The sequence below is a fragment of the Sphingomonas donggukensis genome (assembly GCF_023674425.1).
Taxonomy (GTDB): domain Bacteria; phylum Pseudomonadota; class Alphaproteobacteria; order Sphingomonadales; family Sphingomonadaceae; genus Sphingomonas; species Sphingomonas donggukensis.
Map to the genome: position 1 here is coordinate 2,109,697 of NZ_CP098401.1, position 25,078 is coordinate 2,134,774.

Genomic DNA, 25,078 nt, shown 5'->3' on the forward strand with positions numbered 1-25,078 from the left:
CGGCTTCGTGACAGCGGGCAAGCCCTGCGATAGCGAGGGTCGCGATGCGCCTGCCCCGCCCCCCCGTCGCGCTCGCGCTGCTGATCGTCATACTGGTCGCGCTCGCGTGGCTGCGCGGGCTCGATCACGACGAAAGTCAGTATGTCGCCGCCGCGCGGCTGACCGCGGGCGGGCTGCTGCCCTACCGCGACTATGCCTATCTCCAGACCCCGCTCCAGCCCTTAGCATTCGCGCCGCTGGCGTGGGTGTCCGGCGACTGGGCATGGCCGGCGCTACGGGTCGCCAACGCGCTGCTGGCGGCACTGGCGGTCGCGGCGACGTGGCGGGCGATCCGGGTCGCCGGAGTAGAAGCGCGCACCGCGACGCTCTGCGCGGCGCTGTTCGCGACGTGCGACATCCTGCTGTTTTCCGGCGGCACCGCGCGCAACGACGCGCTGCCCGCCGCGCTGCTCGCCTGCGCGATGGTGCCGATGCTGCGGGCCGATCGTGGCGCGGGGTCGCGGGGCCAGGCGATGCTCGCCGGGCTGCTGCTGGCGGCGGCGGCGGCGGCGAAGATTTCCTACGCGCTGCCCGCCGCGGCCTACGGCATCTACGCGCTCACCGCGCCGCGCCATCGCCCGGCTTGGGTGCTGGTCGGCGCATTGCCGCCGATCGCTTTGGTGGCATGGCTGGCGGCACTGTCGCCCGCGGGGTTCGTTTTCGGCACGCTGGCCTTCCCCGCGCAGGCGCCCGCCGAATTCTACGCCGCGACCGGGCGCGCGTGGAAGCTGTCGCTGGCGGCGAAGGCGGTCGACGTCGCGAAATTCCTGGCGCTCGGGCCCGCACTGCTCGCGCTGGCGATGGTCGCGCTGCGCCGACAGCGGCGCCCGACGCTGCTCGGGTGGCTGGCGATGGCGGGGCTGATTTCCGCGCTGCTGCCCGCACCGACGTGGCGGCAGTATCTGCTCCCCGCGCTGCCGCCGCTGTTCGTGCTGCTGGCGCTGCGCTGGCAGGCGCTGGCGCCGGGCCGGGCGTGGCAGGCGGCGCTGGCCGGTTTCGCCGCGATCGGGCTGATCCCCTCGATCGTCGCGGCGGCGAGCGGGAGCGGCATGGCGCGCGCGCATGAGGAAACCGCGCGGCTGGCGGGGAGCGGTCGGAGCGGCGTGGTCGCGACGTTATCGCCGCAATTCCTGCCAGCGGCGATGACGCCCGATGCGCGCTTCGCGACCGGCCCTTTCTATTTCCGCAGCACCGGCCTCGTCACCGATGAGGCACCCCTGCACCTCGTCTCGCGCCCGCGCCTTGCCGAAGCCTTCGCCGCGCAACCGCCAGCGGCTATCCTGGTCGGGGGTGAAGGGCGCTGGACCAGCGGCGACGGCGCCCTCGACGCAGCACTGGAGGAGTGGGCCGTGTCGCGCGGCTGGCGGCGCATCGGCGATGGCCGTTTTCGCCTTTACGCCCCGCCTCAGGCGACCGCTGCCACGCCCGCCTTGCCGTCGATCAGCCCGCGGTAATAGTCGACCAGCGCGATCGCATGGTCGCGGTCGCTCAGCACCTTGCCGGCGGCGGTCAGCACGCCGGCGCGCAGGATCGCGGGCTCGCGCGCGAACATCCGCTGGATCGCCGCCGCCGCCGACGCGGCATCGCGCGCGGCATAGGTTTCGGCGAACTGCGGCTCGGCGATCTCGAACGCGCCGCCCTGGTCGGGCACGATCAACGGCAGGCCCGACGCCACCGCCTCCAGCGCGACCAGCCCGAACGGCTCGGCGTCGGACCCGTGGATCAGCGCGTCGGCGCTCGCCATGATGCGGGCGAAGCGCGCGCGGTCGTACACCGGGCGAAACAGGCGGATGTGGGGACTGTCGGCAACGCGCTTCGCGAGCTTCTGGTGGTCGACGCCGTAGCCGAGCAGCATCAGGCCGACCGGCATGCGCTCGCCCGCGCGCTCGACCGCGTCGATGATCGTGGGCCAGCGTTTCTCGGGGTGGTGCCGCCCGACGCCGAGCAGCAACTTGCCCTCGGGCGGCAGGTCGCATTGCGCCAGCAGCGCGGTGCGCAACGCCTCGTCACGCAGATCGGGGGAGAAATCGCCGCGGTCGATCCCCAGCGGCATCGCTGCATCGACGGTCAGCCCGCGCCGCGCGTGCCGCCGGGCGAGGTCGGCGCCGTTGGTCACGAACGCGTCGAACTTCGCCAGGAAGCGCCCCATGTAGCGCGTGTACCAGCCGCACCACCGCTCGACCGTGGCGGTGTCGGCGACATCCTCCAGCCAGCGACCGGCGTATGCGCTGACATTGTCGTTGTGCGCGAAGAAGATCTTCAGCGCCCGCCCCTGCCAGTCGCCGACGATCCATGCCGGGCGCCACGGCGACGACACCTCGACCACGTCGGGATCGATCGTGTCGAGCAGCCGCGTGATCGGCGCGCCGTCCCAATAGAGTCCGTAGCTGCGGTCGAACGGCAGCCGCGGCGCCTTCACCCAATAGATACGCCCGCCGCCGGGGCGGTCCTCGACTGCATCTTCGAACCCCGGCGCGATCACAATCAATTCGTGGCCGAGGTCGGCGAGGATGCCCATCTTGCGGTCGAGATAGGTGCGCACGCCCCCGCCGGTCGGCGAGTAATATTCGTTGACGTCGACGATGCGCATGGGGGCGTCTTGCCCGCCTCAGCCGGTATAGGGCGCGAAGCCCGACAGGCCGCGCAGATACTGCGTGCGGATGGTGACGCTCGTCACCCCGCGCCCGACGGTCAGCTCGGCCTGCTCCAGCTTCGGGCGGCTGCGCCCAAGCTTCGCGGTCGAGACGAAGCCCGCGCCGTCGCGCCAGAAATTGAACTTGTTCTTGCCGTCGCGGTCGTGGGTGAACAGCAGCGCGTAGCGCCCCGGCGCCGGCGCCTTGATGCACAACGCGACGTCGCCCGATGCGGGGGTCTGCGCCCAGATCCGGCGAAAGAACTTGCCCTCCTTCACCAGGTCGCGGTCGTCCTTCAGGAAATCTTCCTCGTTCGCGGGATAGAGCTCCAGTTTCAGCCGCCCGGTGCGATCCTTCAGCCCGGTGACGTTCACGCGGATCGCGGAGCCGGTGCCCGAGGTGCAGGCGGCGGCGTCGTCCCCGATTGGCGCGCCTTGGGCAGCGACCGGCGCCGTGGCGGTCGCCAACGCCAGCATCGTCGCCATCAGGGTCGCGGTATCGCGGATCATGCCGTCTTCCTCTTTACCAGTTCATACAGTCCCACACCGGCGATGAACACGACATGTGCCAGGAGCGTCAGCGCCGCGGTGAACGCGACCAGATCGGACAGCGCATCTCCCTGCCCGATCAACAGGATCGCGAAATTGGCGAAAAGAAGGTCTTTGTTCGGCACCAGCGGCAGGCGCGACACCAGCAGCCGCCCCGCCGACAGGAACAGCCACATGCCGATCGAGACGTCGGGCATCGCGAAATGCCACGCGAGCGCGATCATCGTGGATCCGAAGATCAGGCGCGCGCAGTGCACCCAGAACACCCACCACAAGGTCGGCTTGGGCAAAGAGAACACGCGGCGCGAAAAGATCAGGAACGGCACCGACGTCGCGATCGTCACCGCCGCCGACCCCGCCACCATCTTGAACTGGCCGTCGGTCAGCAGATCCTTCGCGAAGGGAAACGCGACCAGCAGCATGATGAGCGTGATCGCGTTTCCGGCGATCGCCGACAGGATCGAATTGTCCTTCACCGCCCCGAACGGCGCGGTCACCATCTTCATCCGCGCGCGCGCCCAGGCGTAGAAATAGGCCTCGCCCGAATAGCCGAACACGACTTCGTTCGCGACGCGCTTCTTCATCAGCGCGATCAACCCTTCGCCGGGGATGCGCCACAAGCGGCGGAAGATGATCCAGTCGAACGTCGGCGGCGACATGTAGAGGAGTGCGAAGGCCACGTAGAAGGCCGGGCTTTCGGGCACCGTCCGCGACAGCGCTTCCAGTCCCTCGCCGAACAGCTCGCGCGCCAGGAACGCGACCATCAGCAGCGTCAGGCCGCCAGCCAGCACCTGCGGCCAGCGGCGCTTGATCCGCTCGACCGGCTCCAGCGCGTCGATCTCGCCATCGGGCAGCACGCTCGGGACGAGCGTCGGCCCCGGATCGATGCCGTGGACGGTCGCCGCTGCAACTTCGGGTGGTTTCAAGTGGACCGCTTCCGTCAAACGCCGCCGGGACAATAGGATCGCGCGGCTCCCGCGACAACGCACGGAACCGACGATTCGCACCGGCATCACCGCCATCGCAATCGAATGCGGTTTAATCGGCGCGCGATTTGGGCTGTAGCATGGCGAATCGCAAGCCCATGACCGACCAGCCACCGCCCGCCCGCCACATCCTGACCTTCGCGCAGACGCTGGACGGCGGAGGCGTGGAGCGGGCGATGCTGCGCCTGGCGGGCCTGTGGATCGCGCGCGGACGGCGGGTAACGATTGTCGTCGGGCAGGGCGGCGGGGCGCTGGCGGGGGAGATGCCGGCGGGCGCCGAGGTGATCGAACTCGGCACGGCGCGCTATGCCGCACTCGCCCGCGCGGTGCCGCGATTGGTGCGCGAGCGGCGGCCCGACGCGATCTTCTGCCCCGGCAACCACTATACCGGCGTGGCGGCGTGGACGCGGTTGCGGTTGGGGCGCGCCTGCCCCCCGATCGTCGGCAAGGTGTCGAACGCGCTCGTCCGCCGCGATCATCGCTGGCAGGCGCTGCCGTACCGCGTGTGGCTGCACCGGCATCCCCGCTTCCTCGACGCGGTAGTGGCAATGTCGCCGAACATGGCGGCGGAGGCGGTCGAGGAAATGCGGATCGCGCGCGACCGCGTCCACGTCATCCCCAATCCGCCGGCTCGCAGCGACCCCGCCGCGCCGCCGCTCGCGCTGCCGCCGCGCTATCTGATCGGGGTCGGGCGGCTCGCCCCCCAAAAACGCTGGGACCGGGCGCTAACGGCGCTGGCGGGAATCGCCGACCGCACGGTTCCGCTGGTGATCCTGGGCGAGGGATCGCTCCGCGCGGAGATCATGGCGCACGCGGCGGCGCTCGGCCTCGCCGACCGCGTGCTGCTGCCCGGCCACGCCGCCGATCCGCTGCCCGCGATCGCCGGGGCCGAGCTGCTGGTGCTGACCTCCGATTTCGAGGGCGTGCCCGGCGTGCTGCGTGAGGCGCTGTCGCTCGGCACGCCAGTCGTCACCACCGATTCGAGCGTCGCGGTGCGCGAGATCGTCGCCGATCCGGCGCGCGGCAGCGTGGTGGCGGTGGGCGACGCCTCCGCGCTGGTCGCGGAAATCGATGCGTGGCTCTCCGGGCGCGCCCGCCCGCAGCCGCTAGTCGACAGCGGCGACCCGGCGGCGGATTACCTCAGGCTGTTCGATTCGCTGGTGTCGTCGCCGGCGTCTTGAGCCGTCCGCTCCGACCGGCGCTCAAGCGCCGCCTTGACCATCGCGGTAATCGGATCGGCGAGCGCCAGCCCGATGATGCCGAGCAGCGCGCTCGCCAGAATCTGCGTGCCGAGCGTCAGCGCCGGCGGCATGTCGACCGTCTTCTTCGCCACCAGCGGAAGCAGGACATAGCCATCGAACGTCTGCACGACGACATAGGTGCCGATCGCCCACAGCCCGGTCTCCGCCCCCGCCGAATAGCCGACCGCGACCATCAGCGCGCCCGAGATGAAGGCGCCGATGTTCGGAATGAAGGCGAGCAGCCCGGTCAGGATGCCGAGGATCATCGCCATCGGCACCCCGCCGATCATCAGCGCGATCCACGTCAGCACGCCTTCCGCGACCATGCCGAGCAGGCGCCCGGCGAGCAGCCGGCGCAGCGTGAAGCCCATCCGCCGGACGGTCACCGCGAATTCGTCGCGGTGGGCGACCGGGATCATCCATTGCAGCCCGCGCTCGTACACCCGCGGCTCCATCGCCACGAACAGGCCGATCACCATGATCATGAACATCGTCGCCAGCGCGCCGATCGCGGTGCCGACCCACGACGTCAGCCGCCCGACCGAGCTCATCGCCTGGCGTGCGATACCGCTGATGTCCGACGCGCCGGGCATCAGCCCCTGCTGCGTCAGGAACGTCGTCAGCTTGACCGCCTGCGCCTCCAGCGTCGATCGCAGCTCGGTCACCTGCTGCGTCACCTGCACCCCGGTCAGGTAGAAGGTGCCGACCAGGAACACGACCGTCAGGATACACACGATCAGCAGCCGCCACCCGCGCCCGATCGGCAGCACCCGCCCGAGCAGCCGCACGCCCCCGTCGAGCATCGAGGCGAAGACGAGCCCCGCCAGGATGATGAGCAACGGCTGGATCAGCAGCACGACCAGCGCGATCGCCGACGCCATGCCCAGCCACACCGCGGCGCGCTTGATCTCCTCGCGCACCTGCGGATCGCGGATCTCGTTGGGGCTGGCGTCCTCGATCACCGGCACGCGGCGCTTGCCGTCGCCGATCGTCGGATCGTTCGCGGTCGCGTCGGTCACTCGGCGGCTTTCTGCGGATGGAGCGAGACGCCGGCGCGGCCCGAACGGAAGGATTGCGGCCAGGTCAGTGGATTGAGCGTCGCCGATCCGTCGAGCGAGAAGGTGATGAATTCGGCCCGACCGCCGATATTCTCCCACGGCACCGCGCCGCCCAGGCCCAACTCGCTCAAGGGGAAGCGGCTGTCGGCGGAATTGTCGCGGTTGTCGCCCATCAGGAAGACGTGGTTTGCGGGCACCGTGTACGGCCCGAAATTGTCGCCGAACGAATAGCCCTGGTCGATCGTGTCGTAGGAGCGCCCGCCGGGCAGCGTCTCGCGGAAGATCGGATAGCGGCAGTAATCGCGCCCGTCGTTCCCCGGCACCTGCACGTCGTTGTCGCCGGCGCAGCGGTTATTCGGGTCGATCGCGATCAGCCGGTCGCCCATCGCGCGGCGCGGCACCGCGCGCCCGTTCAGATACACGATGCCGCCCTGCACTTGGATGCGGTCGCCCGGCAGGCCGATGACGCGCTTGATATAGTCGGTGGTGGTACCCGGCGGGGTGACGATCACGACGTCGCCGCGCGCGGGGAGCGATCCGAACAGCCGCCCGTTCAGGAACGGCAGCAGGTGGAACGTCGGGGTGACGAACGAATAGCCGTAGGGGAACTTCGTCACCACCAGCCGGTCGCCGACCAGCAGCCCCGGCATCATCGATTCGCTCGGGATATAGAAAGGCTTGGCGACGAAGCTGTGGAAGCCGAGCACCGCCAGCACCAGCCACACGATCCCCTTCACCTCGGCCCACCAGTTGGTGCGGCGGGCAGGCGGCGTATCGCTGCTGGGGGGAGTGTCGGAGGGATCGAGCGCCAGATCGTCGGCCATTCAGGTGTCCTTGACCGCTTCGATGACCACGAAGGCTTGCGCCCAGGGATGGTCGTCGGTCAGCGTCAGATGTATTCTCGCGACGTGGCCCGCCGGGATCATGGCGTCAAGCCGCGCCTTGGCACCGCCGGTCAGTGCGAGCGTCGGCGCACCCGACGCGGCATTGACCACGCCGATGTCGCGCATGAAAACGCCGGCGCGAAAACCGGTGCCGACCGCTTTCGAAAATGCTTCCTTGGCGGCAAAGCGTTTGGCGAGCGTGCCCGCCCTGGTGAAGGGGCGCCGGTCCGCCTTCGCACGCTCGATATCGGTGAAGACCCGCGCCTCGAACCGCGCGCCGAAGCGGTCGAGCGACGCCTGGATACGCTCGATATTGCAGAGGTCGGAGCCGAGCCCGAGGATCACGTCAAAATCCTCCCCGGCACGGGGAGGGGGACCGCGAAGCGGTGGAGGGGGGCTCGCCCGAGCGCAACGCCTGCGGCCCGCCCCCTCCGTCTGGCTGCGCCAGCCACCTCCCCGTGCCGGGGAGGAGAACCAAGAAAACTCACCGCACCGCGTCCATCAGGTCGCGCATCCGCCGCACCACCGGCCCCAGCCCCTCGAAGATCGCCTCCCCGATCAGGAAATGCCCGATGTTCAGCTCCGCCAGCTGCGGGATCGCCGCCACCGGCTGGACATTGTCGAAGGTCAGGCCGTGCCCGGCATGGACCTCGATCCCGTTCTTGGCAGCGAGCGCGGCAGCGTCGGCCAGCCGGCGCAGTTCCACTACCTGCGCCTCGCCCGACAGCTCGGCATAGCGCCCGGTGTGCAGCTCGACGACCGGCGCGCCCAGTCGAATCGCGGCCTCGATCTGCGCCGCGTCGGGCTCGATGAACAGCGACACGCGGATGTTGGCGGCGCGGAGTTCGCGCACCATCGGCGCCAGGTGATTGTGCCCGCCGGCGGCATCCAGCCCCCCCTCGGTCGTCCGCTCCTCGCGCTTTTCCGGCACGATGCACGCGGCATGCGGGCGGTGCCTGAGCGCGATGGCGAGCATCTCGTCGGTCGACGCCATCTCCAGGTTGAGCGGGATCGGCAATCCTTCGGACAGCCGGGCGATGTCGTCGTCGGTGATATGCCGCCGATCCTCGCGCAGGTGTGCCGTGATCCCGTCCGCCCCGGCCTCCGCCGCCAGAAACGCCGCGCGCACCGGATCGGGATAGCCGCTGCCCCGCGCATTCCGCACGGTCGCGACATGATCGATGTTGAGGCCGAGGCGCAGGTGGGTCACGCCGCGCGGCTGCCCGGCTTCGTCGCAGGGATCGCGGCGAGGTCTGCCGGCAGCGCGTCGGCGGAATAGCTCGGCACGTCGAGCCGCACGAGCGGGTGGAACGGCACGTCGAACGTCGCCGCGCCGCCCGATCGGTCGACCAGCGCCGCCGCCGCGACCACCACGCCGCCCGCCGCCTCGATCGCGCGGATCGCCTCGCGGCTCGACAGGCCGGTCGTCACCACGTCCTCCATCATCAGCACGCGGGTGCCGGGATCGAGGCGGAAGCCGCGGCGCAGCTCGAACGTCCCGGTCGGGCGTTCAAGGAACATCGCCGGTACGCTGAGCGCCCGCGCCATCTCGTGCCCGGCGATCACCCCGCCCATCGCCGGCGACACCACCGCCTGGATGCCGAGCTCTGCGGGCAGTAGCGCGGCCAGCGCCTCCGCCAGCCGGGCGCCCCGCGCCGGGTCCATCAGAACGCGCGCGCATTGTAGATAGCGCGGCGAGTGCAGGCCCGAAGACAGCACGAAATGCCCCTCCAGCAGCGCGTCGGCAGCACGGAACTCGGCGAGGATCTCGTCGTCGGTCATGCCCCCGCAATAGGGTCGCCCCGCGGCCCTTTCAACACGGGCGCAAAAAAGCCGCCACCACGAGCCTTGAGGCGCGGGCATCCCCCGCGTATAGGCCGGCACCAATGGGCTGTTCTGCCCGCGCGGCGCGTGGCGTTCTACCAGCCGCTTTCGAACAGGGACTTTGCTCGACACGATGCGCATGACGGGATTCAAGACGATCATCGCCGCCGCCGGGCTGGCGCTGGCCAGCAGCGCCGGCGTCGCCGCCGCGCCGACCGCCGCCCCCGGGGCCGCGACCACCACCACCGCGCCGGAGGCTGCCGCCCCCGCCACCGCAGCGCCCGCCGCTGCGCCCACTGCTGCGGTCGCCAAACCGGCCGACCCGACGCTGGCCGCCGACGGCAGCCAGCTGGTGAAGCCGGTCGCCCACGTCGGCCAGCCGACCGACGGCTATTACGGCATCCAGACGCAGGTCACCAAGAATGGCGAGACTGCGCACTGGTTCCACGATTCGATCCTGTTCCCGCTCATCACGATCATCTCGATCTTCGTGCTGGGCCTGCTGATCTACGTCGTCTTCCGCTTCCGCGAGAAGGCGAACCCGGTGCCGTCGAAGACGTCGCACAACACCTTCATCGAGATCGTCTGGACGCTCGTCCCGGTGCTGATCTTGGTCGCGATCGCAGTGCCGTCAATCCGGCTGCTCGCCGCGCAGTACGCGCCGCCGCCCAAGGGCGCGGTGACGCTGAAGGCGATCGGCAACCAGTGGTACTGGTCGTATGAATATCCCGACCACGGCGGCATCGCGATCACCGCGAACATGCTGAAGGAACAGTCGGAAGTGCCCGCCGGCACGCGCTATCGCACCGACGCCGACGGCCCGCGCCTGCTTGCCGCCGACAACCGCATCGTCCTGCCGGTCGGCGTGCCGATCCGCCTGCTGACCACTGCCGCCGACGTGATCCACAGCTGGGCGGTCCCCGCCTTCTGGATCAAGCTCGACGCCGTGCCCGGCCGCATCAACGAGACCAGCTTCACCATCGACAAGCCCGGCGTGTACTTCGGTCAGTGCTCGGAGTTGTGCGGCGCGCGCCACGGCTACATGCCGATCACGGTCGAGGCGGTCAGCCCGCAGCAGTTCGCGGCCTGGGTCGCGGCAAAGGGCGGCACGATGCCGGGTGCCGCTGCACCCGCCGCCTCGGGCGCCGATGCCACCGACGATACCGCGACGCCGGCCACCGCCGCCGTTCCCGGCAACGCCGCGGTCGAGAATGCGACCGTGACCGCCGAAACCACCAATCAGGCCGCCACCGCCAATAACGGCGCCGGCGGCAACCCCGGACGTTAAGCCATGACCGATACCGCCATCTCAACGCACGCGTTCGACGCGCACGGCCATGACGCGCATCACCACGATGCCGATCACAAGCCGGGGTTCTTCGCCCGCTGGTTCATGTCCACCAACCACAAGGACATCGGCACGCTGTACCTGATCTTCGCGATCTGCGCGGGGATCATCGGCGGCGGCATTTCCGGCCTGATGCGCATGGAGCTGGCCGAACCCGGCATCCAGTATCTTCAGGGCTGGGCGCAGTTCATCCACGGCGGCGAACAGTCGTTCGACGAATCGCTCCACTTCTGGAACGTGCTCGTCACCGCGCACGGCCTCATCATGGTGTTCTTCATGGTGATGCCGGCGATGATCGGCGGCTTCGGCAACTGGTTCGTGCCGATCATGATCGGTGCGCCGGACATGGCGTTCCCGCGCATGAACAACGTGTCGTTCTGGCTGCTGGTGCCGAGCTTCACGCTGCTGCTCGCCTCGCCGTTCTTCGGTGGCGCCGGCAACGGCTGGACGCTCTACGCGCCGCTCTCCACCTATGGTGAGCCCGGGCCGTCGACCGACATGGCGATCCTGTCGCTCCATCTCGCCGGCGCCAGCTCGATCCTGGGCGCGATCAACTTCATCACCACCATCTTCAACATGCGCGCGCCGGGGATGACCCTGCACAAGATGCCGCTGTTCGTGTGGTCGGTGCTGGTCACCGCCTTCCTGCTGCTGCTCGCACTGCCGGTGCTGGCCGCTGCCATCACCATGCTGCTGACCGACCGCAATTTCGGCACCACCTTCTTCGATCCAGCCGGCGGCGGTAATCCGATCCTGTACCAGCATCTGTTCTGGTTCTTCGGCCACCCCGAAGTGTACATCATGATCCTGCCGGGCTTCGGCATCGTCAGCCAGATCATCGCGACCTTCTCGAAGAAGCCGGTCTTCGGCTATCTCGGCATGGCGTACGCGATGGTCGCGATCGGCGTGGTCGGGTTCGTCGTGTGGGCGCACCACATGTTCACCACCGGCCTGAGCGTGAACACCAAGATGTACTTCACAGCCGCGACCATGGTCATCGCGGTGCCGACCGGCATCAAGATCTTCTCGTGGATCGCGACGATGTGGGGCGGTTCGCTCCGTTTCCCGACCCCGATGGTCTGGGCGATCGGCTTCATCTTCATGTTCACGGTCGGTGGCGTCACCGGCGTCGTCCTCGCCAATGGCGGCGTCGACGACTACATGCAGGACACCTATTACGTCGTCGCCCACTTCCACTATGTGCTGTCGCTGGGTGCGGTGTTCTCGCTGTTCGCGGGCTTCACCTACTGGTTCCCGAAGATGTCGGGGAAGATGCTCAACGAGTTCCTCGGCCAGCTGCACTTCTGGGTGTTCTTCGTCGGCGTGAACCTGCTGTTCTTCCCGATGCACTTCCTGGGCCTGCAGGGGATGCCGCGCCGCATGCCCGACTATACCGACGGCCTCGCCCACTGGAACCACATCGCCAGCGCCTGGGGCTACAGCCTGATGGCGCTCGGCATGCTGGTGTTCTTCGTGAACGTCATCTGGTCGCTGATGGCGGGCAAGAAGGCGGGCGACAATCCGTGGGGCGAAGGCGCCACGACGCTCGAGTGGACGCTCAGCTCGCCGCCGCCGTACCACCAGTTCGAGACGCTCCCGCAAGTGGATTGAGCCCGGCGCATGTGCCCGGCCCGCCGGGTGCACGCACCGGGCGGGCCGCCCCATCGGGGGCAAGAACCTGAAGACGCCCCGGCAGCGATGCCGGGGCGTTTTTCGTTTGGGGACGCACGCCCGGCGCATGCCCTTTCGCAATCGTCCGCCAGCGCCTATAGCGCCGCCATTCCCATGCAGACCGCCGACACCCCGATCACCCTGCCCGCCGAATGGCGCGATTTCCTGGCGCTGACGAAGCCGCGGGTGATGACGCTCGTCGTCTTCACCGGGCTCTGCGGCATGCTGGCGGCGCCGGGATCGGTCGATCCGGTGATCGGCTTCACCGCCATCCTCTGCATCGCGCTCGGCGCGGGCGCGGCGGGTGCGCTCAATCAATGGTACGAATCGGACATCGACGCGGTGATGAAGCGCACCGCCAAGCGTCCCCTGCCCGCGGGCCGGATGGATCGGCAGGCCGCGCTGCATTTCGGGATCGGCCTGTCGGCGTTCTCGGTCATCCTGATGGGGCTGGCGGTCAACTATGCCGCGGCGGCGATTCTGCTCGTCTCGATCCTGTTCTACGTCCTCATCTATACCGTCTGGCTGAAGCGCCGGACGCCGCAGAACATCGTCATCGGCGGCGCCGCCGGCGCGTTCCCGCCGCTGATCGGCTGGGCGGCGGCGACGGGGCAGATCGCGCTGCTGCCGTTCCTGCTGTTCCTGGTCGTGTTCCTGTGGACGCCGCCGCACTTCTGGGCGCTCGCGCTGTTCGTGAAGACCGACTACGCCAACGCCGGCGTGCCGATGCTGCCCGTCGTCGCGGGCGAGCGGATGACGCGGACCCAGATCGGGCTCTACACCATCCCGATGGGCATCGCCGCGGTCGCGCCGTGGCCGCTGGGGCTGACCGGCGCGATGTACGGCATCAGCGCGATCGTGCTGACCTCGATCTTTGCCGCCCTCGCCGCGCAGGTGACGTTCCGCAACACCGCTGAGAGCGACGCGATGCGGCCCGAGAAACGGCTGTTCAAATTCTCGCTCCTCTATCTCGCCCTTATTTTCGCCGCGGTCGTGGCGGACAGGTGGACCCAATGACCCCGCACGAAGAAAACGAACTCCGCGCCCGCCAGAAATCGCGCGCCCGCGTCATGGCGCTGCTGCTCGGCGCGTTCTGCCTGCTGATGTTCTTCATCACGATCTCGAAAATCCGCGCGGGCATGGGGCATTGAGGATCTGGTGATGAAGCGCATCCACCGAACCGCCCTCCTCGCAGCGATCGGCGTCTGCGGCATGACCGGGCTCGGCTTCGCCAGCGCCCCGCTCTACCGCATGTTCTGCGAGGCGACCGGGCTCGACGGCACCACCAACCGGGGCGTCGCCGCCCCGGGCGGCGTCGGCAGCAAGGTGACCGTCGCGTTCGACACCAACGTCGGCAAGGGCCTCGACTGGAAGTTCGTGCCCGAGCGCGAGCAGGAAACCATCGACATCGGCGCGCGCGACATGGCGTTCTTCACCGCCACCAACCGCTCGGCCAAGCCCGTCACCGGCACCGCGACCTTCAACGTGACCCCGGCGCAGGCGGGCAAGTATTTCACGAAGATCGAATGTTTCTGCTTCACCGAACAGACGCTGAAGCCAGGGGAAACGGTGCGGATGCCGGTGATATTCTTCGTCGATCCCAATATCGTCGACGATCCCGATGCGCGCGGCATCGACACCATCACGCTCAGCTATACCTTCTACCCGGTCGATCCGGCGAAGGTCGCGAGCCGGACGCCGCCGCCAGCCTCGTAAAGAACGGGCGCGCACAGCGGCTTGCCCTCGCCTCCGCCACCGCTTAGAGCCTGCCCGCAAACACGCCTAACGGGGACGCCATCATGGCCGGTGCCAAGAACCACGACTATCATATCCTTCCCCCCAGCCCCTGGCCGCTGATGGGCGCCTTCACCGCCTTCTTCCTGGCGGTCGGCGGCATCATGTGGATGAAGGGCGCGGAATTCGGGCCGTGGGTGTTCGCGTTCGGCTTCGCCGGCGTGCTCGCGACCTTCTATTTCTGGTGGGCCGACGTCATCAAGGAAGCGCATGCCGGCGATCACACGCCGGTCGTCGCGCTCCACCTGCGCTACGGCATGATCCTGTTCATCGCCTCCGAAGTGATGTTTTTCGTCGGCTGGTTCTGGGCGTTCTTCGACTTCTCGCTGTTCCCGGCCATGGTCGGCTATACGCCGGGCGCCCACGGCGAGGCGGGTAGCGTCGAGCTGCTGACCGAGGGCGTCGCCCAGTGGCCGCCCAAGGGCCTCGAAGTGCTGAACGCCTTCGAACTGCCGCTGCTCAACACCTTCATCCTGCTGCTTTCGGGCACCACCGTCACCTGGGCGCACCATGCGCTGATCCACGGCGACCGTGACGGCCTGAAGAAGGGCCTGTGGTGCACGATCCTGCTCGGCGTGCTGTTCAGCAGCATCCAGGCCTACGAGTACATGCACGCTCCCTTCCCCTTCAAGGGGCTGAACTACGGCGCGTCGTTCTTCATGGCGACCGGATTCCACGGCGTGCACGTGCTGATCGGCACCATCTTCCTCGCGGTCTGCCTGGTCCGCGCCTACCGCGGCGACTTCACGCCGCGCCAGCACTTCGGCTTCGAAGCCGCGGCCTGGTACTGGCATTTCGTCGACGTGGTGTGGCTGTTCCTGTTCGTCACCATCTACGTCTGGGGCGGCTGGGGCGCGCCCGTCCACGGCGGGTGACCGACAGCCGGGACGGCGCGGCGGCAACCCCGCCTACCATCACCGAAGCTGGCTTGAAGGGTCTGTGTCCGCGCTGCGGGGCACAGACCCTTTTTGCGAGCACGATCCGCTTTGCGCCCAAATGCACCGCCTGCGGCCTCGATTTCGCGAGCTTCAACGTCGGCGACGGACCCGCGGCGTTCCTGACACTCGGCATCGGCACGCTCATCACCGTGCTCGCGATCGCCAGCGACATGCTGTTTCACCCGCCGATCTGGCTGCACCTGATTGTGTGGCCGGTGCTGACCCTCGCCGCTGTCGTCGGCGGCCTGCGGGTAGCGAAGGGCGCGCTGATGGCGGCCGAATATCGCAACGCCGCGCGTGAGGGGCGGATCGCGGACCCCGAGCCATGAGGCGCGTTCCCGTCGTCGCAACTATCACCGTCGCACTCGCCGTCGCGACGATGATCGCGCTCGGTTTATGGCAGCTGCTGATCCGCCTGCCCGAAAAGGAGGCTGAACTCGCGCTGCTGGCGAGCAATCCCGCACGGCCCGTCATCGCCTTCCCGACGCGCGCCGACGATCGTCTGCTCTTTCGCCGCGCGACCCTCGACTGTGCAGCCCCCGTCACCATCGCCCGCGCCGGTGCCGGCAGCGCTGGCTACCGCCTGATCGCCACCTGCGCCGGCGGGCAGTTCGTCCAGCTCGGTACGATCCGCAGCCCGACCGGGACGACCGGCTGGCCCGGCGGCAGCGTGACCGGGCGCATCAGCCACGCCCCCGACGCCCGCCCGCTGATCGCCACGCTGTTCGACCATAGCCCCAAGCCGCTGCTGCTGGTCGCCGACACACCGGCCCCCGGCCTCGCCCCCAACGCGGTGCCCGACATCTCGTCGGTCCCGAACAACCACCTCGCCTACGCCGTGCAGTGGTTCGTGTTCGCGACTATAGCGCTGGTGATCTACGCGCTGGCGATGCGCAGGCGCAGACGGGGCTAGAGGGAGCGGGGCGGGACGCACTGAAATTCGAGCCGCCCCTCCCAAATCCCGTTCGCCTCGAGTAGCCGTCGAGCCTGTCGAGACGGCGTATCGAGAGGTCCGTGCCTCAGGAGAGCATCTCTCGATACTGGCTCTCGACAACCTCGATCCCTACTCGAGGCGAACGGTTTGGTTTGCGCGCTAGCCTCGACAATGCGCGCCGAAGACGCTGTGCTCCCAAGCCAAGCTTTCTTGCGAGCCGCCCCCCGCCTCGCTAGGCGCGGGCGATGCGCTACATCAGCACCCGCGGGGCGGCCGAGCCCCTCGATTTCCGCGCGGCGACGCTGGCGGGCCTTGCGAGCGACGGCGGGCTGTACCTGCCCGAATACTGGCCGACGCTGACGCAGGAAGAAATCTCAGGCCTGCGCGGCCTGTCCTACGCCGAAACCGCAGTCCGGATCATGCTGCCGTTCGTCGGCGACACGCTGACCGAGGCCGAACTGCGCGCCATGTGCGAGGCCGCCTATGGCCGCTTCAGCCACGCCGCGGTCACCCCGCTCGTCCAGCTCGACCAGCGCCACTTCCTGCTCGAGCTGTTCCACGGCCCTACCCTCGCGTTCAAGGACGTCGCGCTCCAGTTCCTGGGATTGCTGTTCGAAAAATTTCTGGCCGGAACCGACCAGCATCTGACCATCGTCGGCGCAACCAGCGGCGATACCGGATCGGCGGCGATCGATGCGCTGGCGGGGCGCGAGCATGTCGATGTGTTCATGTTGCATCCGGTCGGCCGGGTCAGCGACGTCCAGCGCCGCCAGATGACGACGGTGCTCGCCCCCAATATCCACAACATCGCGATCCACGGCGATTTCGATCAGGCGCAGGCGCTGGTGAAGGCGATGTTCAACGACGCCGCCTTTGCCGGACGCTTCACACTGAGCGCGGTCAATTCGATCAACTGGGCGCGGCTGATGGCGCAGGTGGTCTATTATTTCTACGCGGCCGTGCGCCTCGGCGCACCAGAGCGGGCGGTAGCATTTTCGGTCCCGACCGGAAATTTCGGCGACGTGTTCGCGGGCTATGTCGCCGCGCAGATGGGCCTGCCGGTCGCCAAGCTGATCGTCGCCACCAACGTCAACGACATCCTCCACCGCGCGCTGTCGGCGGGCGATTATTCCGCCGGCACCGTGACCCCCACCGCGGCGCCGAGCATGGATATCCAGGTCAGCTCGAACTTCGAACGGCTGCTGTTCGACCTCGGCTGGCGCGACGGTGGGGCGATCGCCGAACAGATGCGCGGGTTCGAGACGACGAAAGCGATGCGCCTGACCAACGCCCAGTCCGAGGGCGCCGCCGCGCTGTTCGCCAGCGACCGCGTCGAGCCCGGCGACATGGCCGAAGCGATGCGCTGGGCGTGCGCGGAGGCCGGCCAGGTCATCGACCCGCACACCGCCATCGGCCTCGCCGCCGCGCGCCGCGCCGACCTGCCCGCGGACGTACCCGTCGTGACGCTGGCGACCGCACACGCCGCGAAGTTCGGCGACGCGGTCGAGCGTGCGACGGGCGTCCGCCCCGCGCTGCCGGGCCGGGTCGGCGACCTCTTCGACCGCGAGGAACGCTACACCACGCTCGACGGCAGCTTCGCCGCGGTGAGCGGCTTCATCGCCGAACGCGCGATGCCGCGGGGCTGATCGCACGAAAATGCTTCTCGACTTCGCTCGAAGCGAACGGGCAGAGAGGCGTTTCCCACCCACCGTTCGTTTCGAGCGAAGTCGAGAAACGGTTTTATGACCCCGATTACCCTCATCGGCGAACCCTGGGCCGACTATGGCCTGCTCGACTCGGGTTATGGCCGCAAGCTCGAGCGCTACGGCCGTTTCCGCTTCATCCGCCCCGAACCGCAGGCGATGTGGGCACCCGCGCACGACGATTGGGATGCCGACGCCGAGTTCATCCCCGGCGCGGACGAGGATGGGGGTGGACGCTGGCATTTCGACCGCCCTGTGCCCGCCGACGGCTGGCCGTTGGCGTGGCGCGAGGTCCGCTTTACGGCCCAGAACACCCCTTTCCGCCACCTCGGCTTCTTTCCCGACATGGCGCCGGTGTGGGACTGGATGCGCGGCACGCTGGCCGATACTGGCAACGCCGCGGAGAGCCCCGAGTGCCTCAACCTGTTCGGCTACACCGGCGTCGGCACGCTGGCGCTGTCGGCGGCGGGGGCGCGGATGGTGCATGTCGACGCATCGAAGAAGTCGGTCGATGCCGCCCGCGTCAACGCGCAGCTGTCGGGCATGAACGACAGGCCGGTGCGCTGGCTGGTCGAGGATGCGGGAAAGTTTGTCGCGCGCGAGGTCCGGCGCGAACGCCGCTACGACGGCATCATCCTCGATCCGCCGAAATGGGGCCGCGGCCCGAACGGCGAGGTGTGGAAGCTGGAGGAAAGCCTGCCGCGCATGATCGCCGATTGCCGCAAGCTGCTCGACGCCGAATCGCGGTTCCTGTTCCTGACGGTGTACGCGGTGCGCCTGTCGGCACTCGCGATCGGTGAGCTCGTCCGCCAGCAGTTCGCCGACCTGCCCGGTACCGTCGAATGCGGCGAGCTGGGCGTGCGCGAGGAAGCCCGCGGCCTTACCCTGCCGACCGCGATCTTCGCGCGGTGGAGCCGGTAGGGCGCTAATCCCGCCCCATCCGGATCGCCGCGCCGGCCACGAACGGCCCGCCGGCGACCAGCAGCAAACTTACCGCCCCCAGCAGTTTCAGCGCGCCGACCCCGCCCTCCAGCGAGCCCGCGCCGAAGATCAGCAGCGGCACCGCCACCGGCAGCATGACGAGGCCCGCAAGCGCCCCTGCCCCGCGCAAACCGCCGACCAGCGCCGCCGTCGCCACACCCAGCGCCGCCAGTCCCGGCGTGCCGATGAGCAACCCCAGCTCGACCCGCGCCAGCACCTCCCCCGACAGCCCCAGCAGCCCCGCCACCAGCACGCTCGCCAGCATCAGCGGCGGCGCGAAGCCCACCCAGTGGCCGATCATCTTGCCCGCCGCGACCAGCGCCATCGGCACCTCGCGCACCGCCAGCTGGTCGAGCACGCCGCTCTCCACATCGGGCGCGACCAGTCGCTCGACCGGCAGCAGCGCGGCGAGCAATGCCGCCGCCCACACCACCCCCCCGCCGACCCGCGCGAGCAGGCGCGCATCGGGACCGATCGCAAACGGGAACAGGATGCTGACGAGCAGGAAGAACGCGATCGGCAGCAGCATGCCGCCGCTGGTCCAACCGCGCCGCACCTCGCGCCAGGCGATCGCCCACACGATCACAGCGCCACCTCGACCGCGCCGGGCAGGTCGATCGGCAGGTGCGTCGCCACCAGCGCGACGCCGCCGCCGGTGCGGTGGCGCGCGACGATCCCCTCCAGCACCGCGACCGATGCCGTGTCGAGGCCGTTGGCGGGCTCATCGAGCAGCCAGATGTCGGCACAGCTGGCGATGACGCGGGCGAGCGCGGCACGCTTTCGCTGTCCGGTCGACAGCCACCGCACCGGCACGTCGCCGGCGCTGCCCAGCCCGACCGCGTCGAGCGCGCCCGCGACCGCATCGCCACGCCCGTCCAATCCCGCCCACCAGCCGATCGCCGCCGCCAGCGGACGCTCCCCGTCCAGCGCGGCATGTTCGGTCATCAATGCGATGCGACCCTCCCGCGCCACCCGCCCCTCACTCGGCGCAAGCAGCCCGGCGGCGATGCGGATCAGACTCGACTTGCCGACGCCATTGGGACCGGTGACGACCGCGGCTTCCCCAGCCGACAGCGCCACATCGACGCCCGCGAACAGGTCGCGCCCGCCGCGCACGCATGCCACCCCCTCCAGCCGCAGCGCCGTCACCCCGCAAAATCCTCCAGCGCGTGCATGGCTTCGTCGCTCAGCCCGAAATGATGCCCGACCTCGTGGATGACGATGTGGTGGACCAGCGTGACCAAATCCTCGCCGTTCGCCACCCATTCATCGAGGATCGCGCGGCGATAGAGGTGGATGCGATCGGGCAGCGCGCCGCTCTCCATCGACGATTTCTCGCCGATCGGGCGCCCGGCATAGATGCCGGTCAGGTCGTACGGATCCTCGATCTCCAGCGCGTCGAGAGTCTCGTCGTCGGCCCATTCCTCGACGATCAGCACGACGTCGCCCAAATGATCTGCAAACGGCGCCGGAATGCGCGCCAAGGCGGCACGTGCCAATTCCTCGATTGCGGCCGCGGTCGGCGCGGTGCGGTCTTGCCCGGTCATCGCCGCCGACATAGGCATGCACCGACACGCGCGGCAAGGACGGGACGGTAATGATCGAGGCTCTGAACGAACAGGAACGCGCCGACGCGCTCGATGGCCTGCCCGACTGGGATTACGACGACGCCCGCGACGCGATCACGCGCAGCTTCACCTTCGAGAATTTTTCCGAAGCCTTCGCGTTCATGACTCAGGTCGCGCTGATGGCGGAAAAGGCCGATCACCACCCCGAATGGTCGAACGTGTACAACCGCGTCGACGTGCTGCTGACCACCCACGACGCCGGCGGCCTGTCGGCGCGCGACGTCGAGATGGCGGGGCAGATCGACACGCTGGTGGACTGAACTCGACCCCTCACCGTTCGTCCTGAGCTTGTCGAAGGACGTGTTCCGGGGCATGTGCTCCGACAAGCTCAGCACGAACGGTGGTAATTTACGCGCTCATTTTTCGCTCGCCACCCCCCGCCGCATCATCTTGCGCATCCGCCCGGGCATCCAGCGCGCGGCGAAGCGCATGCGATCGGCGGTCTTGCCGACATAGGTGAACAGCGCATCGCCGTGGACCGCACGCCACGCTGCATCGGCCACGTCCTCGGCACGCGACAACTCCAGCCCCGCGGCGGTCACCGTCTCGCGGATCGATTGGTTCGACCCGTGGCTGGGGTGTTGCAACAGCGGCGTGTCGATGAACGCGGGGATCAGCCCGCGGACCTTGATCCCGTCGCCATACCATTCGCCGTCCAGCGCCTCGGTCAGCGCGCGCACCCCGAACTTCGTCGCCGAATAGGTCGCCAGGCCCGACGAGCCGTAGATCGCCGAGGCCGACGCGGTGTTGAGCAGGCACGACCCCTGCGTCCGCTTCAGATAGGCATGGCCGATCCGCGCGCCGTAGATCGCAGCCGTCAGGTTGATCGCGACGGTCCGCTCGATCTCGTCGAACGGCGCCTCGGCGATCGGCCCGCCCATCGGCACCCCGGCATTGTTGGCGAGCACGTCGAGCCGCCCCGCCTTGGCGGTGAAATCGTCGAGCGCAGCGGTCCACGCGTCGGGCTCGCGCACGTCCATCCGGTAGGTGTCGGCCCCGCTCGGAAGCAACGCGGCGGTTTCGGCGAGCCCGGTCGCATTCACGTCGGCGATCCCGACGCGCCAGCCCTCGCGCGCAAACCGCTCGGCGATCGCGCGTCCGATGCCCGACGCCCCGCCCGTGATGAAGATCGCCTGCACGTACCTCTCCCTTTGACCCCGCCGCCACCCTCGCCCACAGTCGCGGCGATGGAAAGCCCCGCGCTCGCATTCGACCAGGTCGGCGTCACCTATCCGGGCGGCGCGGTGGCGGTAGCGGGCGTATCGGTGCGCGTCGCGCCCGGCAGCTTCGTCGCCCTGGTCGGGCAATCGGGCTCGGGCAAGTCGACGCTGCTGAAGACCGCCAACCGCCTCGTCGCCGCCACCACCGGCCGCGTGACGATCGACGGGCAGGACGTGACCGCGGAGGCGCCCCACGCCTTGCGCCGCCGCATCGGCTATGTCTTCCAGGGCGTCGGCCTGTTCCCGCACATGACGGTCGCCGAGAACATTGCGGTGCCGCTGCGGCTGGAGGGGCGGCGCGACGACGCGCGGGTGGCCGAACTCCTCGACCTCGTCGACCTGCCCCGCGACCTCGGCACCCGCCGCCCCGCCGCCCTGTCGGGCGGTCAGCGCCAGCGCGTCGGCGTCGCCCGCGCGCTGGCGAACGGGGCGCGGCTGCTGCTGATGGACGAACCGTTCGGCGCGCTCGATCCGGTCACCCGCGACACGCTCGGACGGCGCGTGCGCGAGCTGCACGACCGGCTCGGCCTGACCACGATCATGGTGACGCACGACATGGCCGAGGCGCTGCTGCTCGCAGACCGCGTGCTGGTGATGGCGGAGGGACGTTTCGTCGCCGACGAGACGCCCGCGGCGCTGCTCGGCGGCGCCGGCGGCGCGGTCGCGCAGGGGCTGGTCGCGGTGCCGAAGGCGCAGATGCAGGCGCTGGCGGAGCTCACCGCATGACCGCGGCCTGGGGCCGCGTGCCCGACCTGCTCGCCGCGCACCTCCTGCTGTCGTTCGCCGCGCTCGCGCTCGGCCTCGCGGTCGCACTGCCGCTGATCGTGCTGGCCAGCCGCAACGCCGCGGTCGCGCGCATCGCACTGGGGTTCGCCAGCCTCGTCCAGACGATCCCGGCCCTCGCGCTGCTCGCGCTGTTCTTCCCGATCCTGTTCTGGCTCGGCCTGCCGCCGCTCGGCTTCCTGCCTGCGCTCCTTGCGTTGTCGCTCTATGCGCTGCTGCCGATCCTCCGGAACGGGGTCACCGGCCTCGCCGGGCTCGATCCCGCGGTGATCGAGGCGGCGGATGGCATCGGCATGACGCCGGCGCAAAAGCTGCGTCTGGTCGAGGCGCCGCTGGTGCTGCCCGTGCTGATGGCCGGCATCCGCACCGCCGCGGTGTGGACGATCGGCGCGGCGACGCTGGCGACGACGGTGGGGCAGCCGAGTCTGGGCGACCTGATCTTCGCTGGGCTCCAGACGCAGGCTTGGCCGCTGGTACTGGCGGGCTGCATCGCGTCTGCCGGGCTTGCCATCGCGGTCGATGCACTGCTTGGGCTGGCGGAGCGAGGTATCGCCACCGGGCGGCGCTGGCTGTGGGGCGCCAGCCTCGCGGTGCTGGCGATCGCCGCGGGCATCGCCATCGCCCCGCGCTTCGCCGCAAAGCCCGACAGCGTCGTCGTCGGCGCCAAGAATTTCGCCGAACAGTTCATCCTTGCCCGCCTGATCGGCCAGCGGCTGGAGGCGGCGGGCTATGCCGTCACCTACCGCGAGGGGCTCGGCTCGGCGGTGGCCTATGGCGCGCTGAAGACCGGCGCGATCGACGTGTACGTCGACTATGCCGGCACGATCTGGACCGGCGAAATGAAGCGCAGCGACACGCCCCCCGCGGCGCGGATGCTGCCCGCGATCGACGCCTGGGCACGCGCGACCAGTGGCGTGCGGCTGGTCGGCCCGCTCGGGTTCGAGAACGCCTATGCCTTTGCGATGAAGGGTGCGGATGCGAAGCGCCGCGGCATCGCCACGCTCGCCGATCTCGCCGCGCAATCGGGACAGTTGCGGCTCGGCGCCGACCTCGAATTTCTCGACCGCCCCGAATGGGCCGCGGTCCAGCGCGCCTATCCGATGCGCTTCGCCACCGCGCGCGCATACAGCCCCAGCTTCATGTACGCCTCGCTCGGCAGCGGGACGTCGGACGTCATCTCCGCCTTCTCCTCCGATGGCCGCATCGCCGCCGACGGCCTCGTCACGCTCACCGATCCGAAGGGCGCGATCCCCCGCTACGACGCGATCCTGCTGGTCGCGCCGCGGCGAGCCGGCGACGCGCGGTTCGCCGCAGCGTTGCGCCCGCTGCTGAATGCGATTCCGGTCGGCGTGATGCGCAAGGCCAATTATCTGGTCGATCGCGACACCGACAAACGCACGCCCGACGAGGCCGCGCGGTGGCTGGCAAAGGCGATTTCGCGCTAGATCAAATCCGGTACGCCCTCCGCACCAGTCCGCTGGTCAGCTCGTGCGCCAGCTCGGCGGCTTCCCAATCCTCCAGCCGGTGCTCCGCCACCAGCCGCGCGAGGAACCCGCAGTCCACCCGCCGCGCCACATCATGCCGCGCCGGGATCGACAGGAACGCGCGGGTGTCGTCGTTGAAACCGACCGTGTTGTAGAAGCCTGCCGTCTCCGTCGTCATCTCGCGGAAGCGGCGCATGCCCTCGGGTGAGTCATGGAACCACCACGCCGGCCCTAGCTTCAGGCACGGATAATGCCCGGCAAGCGGCGCCAGCTCGCGCGCATAGGTCGATTCATCCAGCGTGAAGAGGATGATCGACAGTTCGGTCGACGTCCCGAACCGGTCGAGCAACGGCTTCAGCGCGGTGACGTAATCGGTGCGGGTCGGGATGTCGGCGCCCTTGTCGCGCCCGTGGCTCGCGAACAGCCCGCCATTGTGGTTGCGGAAACTGCCGGGATGGATCTGCATGACCATCCCGTCCTCGACGCTCATCGCCGCCATTTCGGTCAGCATCTGCGCGCGGAACAGTTCGGCGTCGGCGGGGGTCCAGTCGCCCCCGGTAATCTTGCGGAACAGCGCCTCGGCTTCGGCGGGCGACAGGTTCGCGGTCGCAGCGGTCGGGTGGCCGTGGTCGGTAGCGGTGGCGCCCGCCGCGCGGAAATCGGCGCGGCGCTTGCGGTGCGCGGCAAGGTAGCCGGGCCAGCTCCACACATCCTCGCTGGTCAACTCGGCAAAGCGCGCCATCGCACGGGGAAACACCTCGTGCTCGACATCGATCACGCCATCGGGGCGATAGGTCGTGACTACCCGGCCACCCCAGCCCGATGCGCGGATCGCGGCGTGGTGGTCCAGGCTGTCGTGCGCACCCTCGGTCGTTGCCAGGAACTCGATCCCGAACCGGTCGAACAGCGCGCGCGGGCGAAACGCGTCGCTCGCCAGCTTCTCTCCGATCGTGTCGAAATACCGGTCGGCGGTGGCCGGCTCCAGCGCGATTTCGAACCCGAACACCTCGGCAAAAACATGGTCGAGCCACAGCCGCGATGGCGTCCCGCGGAACAGGTGATAGTGTTCGGCGAACAGCCGCCAGCTCTCCCGCGGATCGGTCGCCGGGGCCACTCCCTGCGCCGGCACGCCCAGCGCCTCCAGCGGCACCCCATGCGAATAGAGCATCCGGTAGAGGTAATGGTCCGGCGCCAGCAGCAGCTCGCTCGCATTCGACCAATTGGCGTCGGTCGCGAACCACGCCGGGTCGGTGTGGCCGTGCGGGCTGACGATCGGCAGGAGCGCGACCTCAGCATAGAGCGCGCGGGCGATGTCGCGGGTGCGCGGGTCGGCGGGGAACAGGCGGTCGGGGTGCAGGATCAGCGGGCGCAATCGACCTCT

Annotated in this window: 28 protein-coding genes; 15 read left to right on the plus strand and 13 right to left on the minus strand. The window is 69.2% G+C overall.

All coding sequences use genetic code 11. The annotated features are described in order from the left end of the window. Positions 1 to 44 precede the first annotated feature (44 nt). Entirely contained in the window at positions 45 to 1,493 is a 1,449-nt protein-coding gene (locus tag M9980_RS10375; RefSeq protein WP_250750301.1) for a DUF2029 domain-containing protein, read from the plus strand. Here the strand turns inward: M9980_RS10375 and M9980_RS10380 are convergent. From M9980_RS10380 to M9980_RS10390, 3 genes are read right to left on the minus strand one after another with little or no spacing between them, the layout of a single operon-like run. Further along, positions 1,445 to 2,629: a glycosyltransferase gene (locus M9980_RS10380; RefSeq protein WP_250750302.1), complete on the minus strand. Its 1,185-nt coding sequence runs from the start codon at positions 2,627 to 2,629 to the stop codon at positions 1,445 to 1,447. The genes M9980_RS10375 and M9980_RS10380 overlap by 49 nt on opposite strands. An 18-nt stretch (positions 2,630 to 2,647) precedes the next feature. Next, positions 2,648 to 3,181 carry a DUF2141 domain-containing protein gene (locus M9980_RS10385; RefSeq protein ID WP_422921358.1) on the minus strand — a complete coding sequence of 178 codons (534 nt, stop codon included), beginning with the start codon at positions 3,179 to 3,181 and terminating at the stop codon, positions 2,648 to 2,650. Further along, on the minus strand, positions 3,178 to 4,146 hold the full coding sequence (locus M9980_RS10390; protein WP_250750303.1) for a hypothetical protein: 969 nt from the start codon (positions 4,144 to 4,146) through the stop codon (positions 3,178 to 3,180). The genes M9980_RS10385 and M9980_RS10390 overlap by 4 nt, the downstream gene beginning before the upstream one ends. 140 nt (positions 4,147 to 4,286) lie before the next feature. Here M9980_RS10390 and M9980_RS10395 point away from each other — a divergent pair, with 140 nt between their 5' ends. Beyond that, the gene (locus M9980_RS10395) at positions 4,287 to 5,387 is read left to right on the plus strand and encodes a glycosyltransferase (protein ID WP_250750306.1); all 1,101 of its coding nucleotides are present in this window, start codon (positions 4,287 to 4,289) and stop codon (positions 5,385 to 5,387) included. Here M9980_RS10395 and M9980_RS10400 read toward each other — a convergent pair. From M9980_RS10400 to pyrE, 5 genes are all read right to left on the minus strand, one after another. Further along, on the minus strand, positions 5,342 to 6,466 hold the full coding sequence (locus tag M9980_RS10400) for an AI-2E family transporter (RefSeq protein WP_250750308.1): 1,125 nt from the start codon (positions 6,464 to 6,466) through the stop codon (positions 5,342 to 5,344). The two genes, M9980_RS10395 and M9980_RS10400, sit on opposite strands and share 46 nt — an antisense overlap. After that, positions 6,463 to 7,329 (minus strand): signal peptidase I, encoded by an 867-nt coding sequence (gene lepB, locus M9980_RS10405; protein ID WP_250750311.1) that lies wholly within the window; start codon positions 7,327 to 7,329, stop codon positions 6,463 to 6,465. The genes M9980_RS10400 and lepB overlap by 4 nt, the downstream gene beginning before the upstream one ends. Next, positions 7,330 to 7,734 carry a holo-ACP synthase gene (acpS, locus tag M9980_RS10410; RefSeq protein WP_250750312.1) on the minus strand — a complete coding sequence of 135 codons (405 nt, stop codon included), beginning with the start codon at positions 7,732 to 7,734 and terminating at the stop codon, positions 7,330 to 7,332. Between the two features lie 139 nt (positions 7,735 to 7,873). Further along, a complete protein-coding gene (locus M9980_RS10415) occupies positions 7,874 to 8,599 on the minus strand; it encodes a pyridoxine 5'-phosphate synthase (RefSeq protein ID WP_250750313.1) in 726 nt (241 codons plus the stop codon). Beyond that, the gene (gene pyrE, locus M9980_RS10420) at positions 8,596 to 9,171 is read right to left on the minus strand and encodes an orotate phosphoribosyltransferase (RefSeq protein WP_250750314.1); all 576 of its coding nucleotides are present in this window, start codon (positions 9,169 to 9,171) and stop codon (positions 8,596 to 8,598) included. The genes M9980_RS10415 and pyrE overlap by 4 nt, the downstream gene beginning before the upstream one ends. A 175-nt stretch (positions 9,172 to 9,346) precedes the next feature. On the opposite strand from pyrE, the gene coxB reads away from it, so the two are divergent. The 10 genes from coxB to M9980_RS10470 all read left to right on the plus strand — a co-directional run bounded on the left by coxB (position 9,347) and on the right by M9980_RS10470 (position 18,522). Continuing rightward, positions 9,347 to 10,501 carry a cytochrome c oxidase subunit II gene (coxB, locus tag M9980_RS10425; RefSeq protein ID WP_422921359.1) on the plus strand — a complete coding sequence of 385 codons (1,155 nt, stop codon included), beginning with the start codon at positions 9,347 to 9,349 and terminating at the stop codon, positions 10,499 to 10,501. 3 nt (positions 10,502 to 10,504) lie between these two features. Next, positions 10,505 to 12,172 carry a cytochrome c oxidase subunit I gene (ctaD, locus tag M9980_RS10430; protein ID WP_250750316.1) on the plus strand — a complete coding sequence of 556 codons (1,668 nt, stop codon included), beginning with the start codon at positions 10,505 to 10,507 and terminating at the stop codon, positions 12,170 to 12,172. A 174-nt stretch (positions 12,173 to 12,346) separates the two neighbouring features. Further along, entirely contained in the window at positions 12,347 to 13,249 is a 903-nt protein-coding gene (locus tag M9980_RS10435; protein WP_250750317.1) for a heme o synthase, read from the plus strand. Beyond that, positions 13,246 to 13,383, plus strand: a complete 138-nt coding sequence (locus M9980_RS10440) for a hypothetical protein (RefSeq protein ID WP_250750318.1) — start codon at positions 13,246 to 13,248, stop codon at positions 13,381 to 13,383. The genes M9980_RS10435 and M9980_RS10440 overlap by 4 nt, the downstream gene beginning before the upstream one ends. A 10-nt stretch (positions 13,384 to 13,393) precedes the next feature. Further along, on the plus strand, positions 13,394 to 13,948 hold the full coding sequence (locus tag M9980_RS10445) for a cytochrome c oxidase assembly protein (protein ID WP_250750321.1): 555 nt from the start codon (positions 13,394 to 13,396) through the stop codon (positions 13,946 to 13,948). A gap of 83 nt (positions 13,949 to 14,031) precedes the next feature. Next, on the plus strand, positions 14,032 to 14,901 hold the full coding sequence (locus M9980_RS10450) for a cytochrome c oxidase subunit 3 (protein WP_250750323.1): 870 nt from the start codon (positions 14,032 to 14,034) through the stop codon (positions 14,899 to 14,901). Then, positions 14,898 to 15,293: a DUF983 domain-containing protein gene (locus tag M9980_RS10455; protein WP_250750326.1), complete on the plus strand. Its 396-nt coding sequence runs from the start codon at positions 14,898 to 14,900 to the stop codon at positions 15,291 to 15,293. The genes M9980_RS10450 and M9980_RS10455 overlap by 4 nt, the downstream gene beginning before the upstream one ends. Beyond that, positions 15,290 to 15,877 carry an SURF1 family protein gene (locus M9980_RS10460; protein WP_250750329.1) on the plus strand — a complete coding sequence of 196 codons (588 nt, stop codon included), beginning with the start codon at positions 15,290 to 15,292 and terminating at the stop codon, positions 15,875 to 15,877. The genes M9980_RS10455 and M9980_RS10460 overlap by 4 nt, the downstream gene beginning before the upstream one ends. Before the next feature lie 266 nt (positions 15,878 to 16,143). After that, positions 16,144 to 17,544: a threonine synthase gene (thrC, locus tag M9980_RS10465; RefSeq protein WP_250750331.1), complete on the plus strand. Its 1,401-nt coding sequence runs from the start codon at positions 16,144 to 16,146 to the stop codon at positions 17,542 to 17,544. A 96-nt stretch (positions 17,545 to 17,640) separates the two neighbouring features. Further along, on the plus strand, positions 17,641 to 18,522 hold the full coding sequence (locus M9980_RS10470) for an RsmD family RNA methyltransferase (protein WP_250750333.1): 882 nt from the start codon (positions 17,641 to 17,643) through the stop codon (positions 18,520 to 18,522). 4 nt (positions 18,523 to 18,526) lie between these two features. Here M9980_RS10470 and M9980_RS10475 read toward each other — a convergent pair whose 3' ends face one another. The 3 genes from M9980_RS10475 to M9980_RS10485 are packed head-to-tail and all read right to left on the minus strand — an operon-like array spanning position 18,527 to position 20,129. Beyond that, a complete protein-coding gene (locus M9980_RS10475) occupies positions 18,527 to 19,168 on the minus strand; it encodes a heme exporter protein CcmB (protein ID WP_250750341.1) in 642 nt (213 codons plus the stop codon). Continuing rightward, a complete protein-coding gene (gene ccmA, locus M9980_RS10480; protein ID WP_250750343.1) occupies positions 19,165 to 19,731 on the minus strand; it encodes a heme ABC exporter ATP-binding protein CcmA in 567 nt (188 codons plus the stop codon). The genes M9980_RS10475 and ccmA overlap by 4 nt, the downstream gene beginning before the upstream one ends. Then, complete coding sequence (locus M9980_RS10485; RefSeq protein ID WP_250750345.1) at positions 19,728 to 20,129, minus strand: metallopeptidase family protein; 402 nt, start codon at positions 20,127 to 20,129, stop codon at positions 19,728 to 19,730. Before M9980_RS10485 ends, ccmA begins: the two co-directional genes overlap by 4 nt. Positions 20,130 to 20,179: 50 nt before the next feature. On the opposite strand from M9980_RS10485, the gene M9980_RS10490 reads away from it, so the two are divergent. Next, the gene (locus tag M9980_RS10490) at positions 20,180 to 20,470 is read left to right on the plus strand and encodes a 4a-hydroxytetrahydrobiopterin dehydratase (RefSeq protein ID WP_250750347.1); all 291 of its coding nucleotides are present in this window, start codon (positions 20,180 to 20,182) and stop codon (positions 20,468 to 20,470) included. A 96-nt stretch (positions 20,471 to 20,566) separates the two neighbouring features. Here M9980_RS10490 and M9980_RS10495 read toward each other — a convergent pair whose 3' ends face one another. Continuing rightward, the gene (locus M9980_RS10495; protein ID WP_250750349.1) at positions 20,567 to 21,349 is read right to left on the minus strand and encodes an SDR family oxidoreductase; all 783 of its coding nucleotides are present in this window, start codon (positions 21,347 to 21,349) and stop codon (positions 20,567 to 20,569) included. A 48-nt stretch (positions 21,350 to 21,397) separates the two neighbouring features. Between M9980_RS10495 and M9980_RS10500 the strand changes: the two genes are divergently transcribed. Continuing rightward, the gene (locus M9980_RS10500; RefSeq protein WP_250750359.1) at positions 21,398 to 22,156 is read left to right on the plus strand and encodes an ATP-binding cassette domain-containing protein; all 759 of its coding nucleotides are present in this window, start codon (positions 21,398 to 21,400) and stop codon (positions 22,154 to 22,156) included. After that, positions 22,153 to 23,658 carry an ABC transporter permease/substrate-binding protein gene (locus tag M9980_RS10505; protein ID WP_250750361.1) on the plus strand — a complete coding sequence of 502 codons (1,506 nt, stop codon included), beginning with the start codon at positions 22,153 to 22,155 and terminating at the stop codon, positions 23,656 to 23,658. Before M9980_RS10500 ends, M9980_RS10505 begins: the two co-directional genes overlap by 4 nt. 1 nt (position 23,659) lies before the next feature. Here the strand turns inward: M9980_RS10505 and uxaC are convergent, their stop codons facing one another. After that, a complete protein-coding gene (gene uxaC / locus M9980_RS10510; RefSeq protein WP_250750371.1) occupies positions 23,660 to 25,069 on the minus strand; it encodes a glucuronate isomerase in 1,410 nt (469 codons plus the stop codon). Between the last annotated feature and the right edge of the window lie 9 nt (positions 25,070 to 25,078).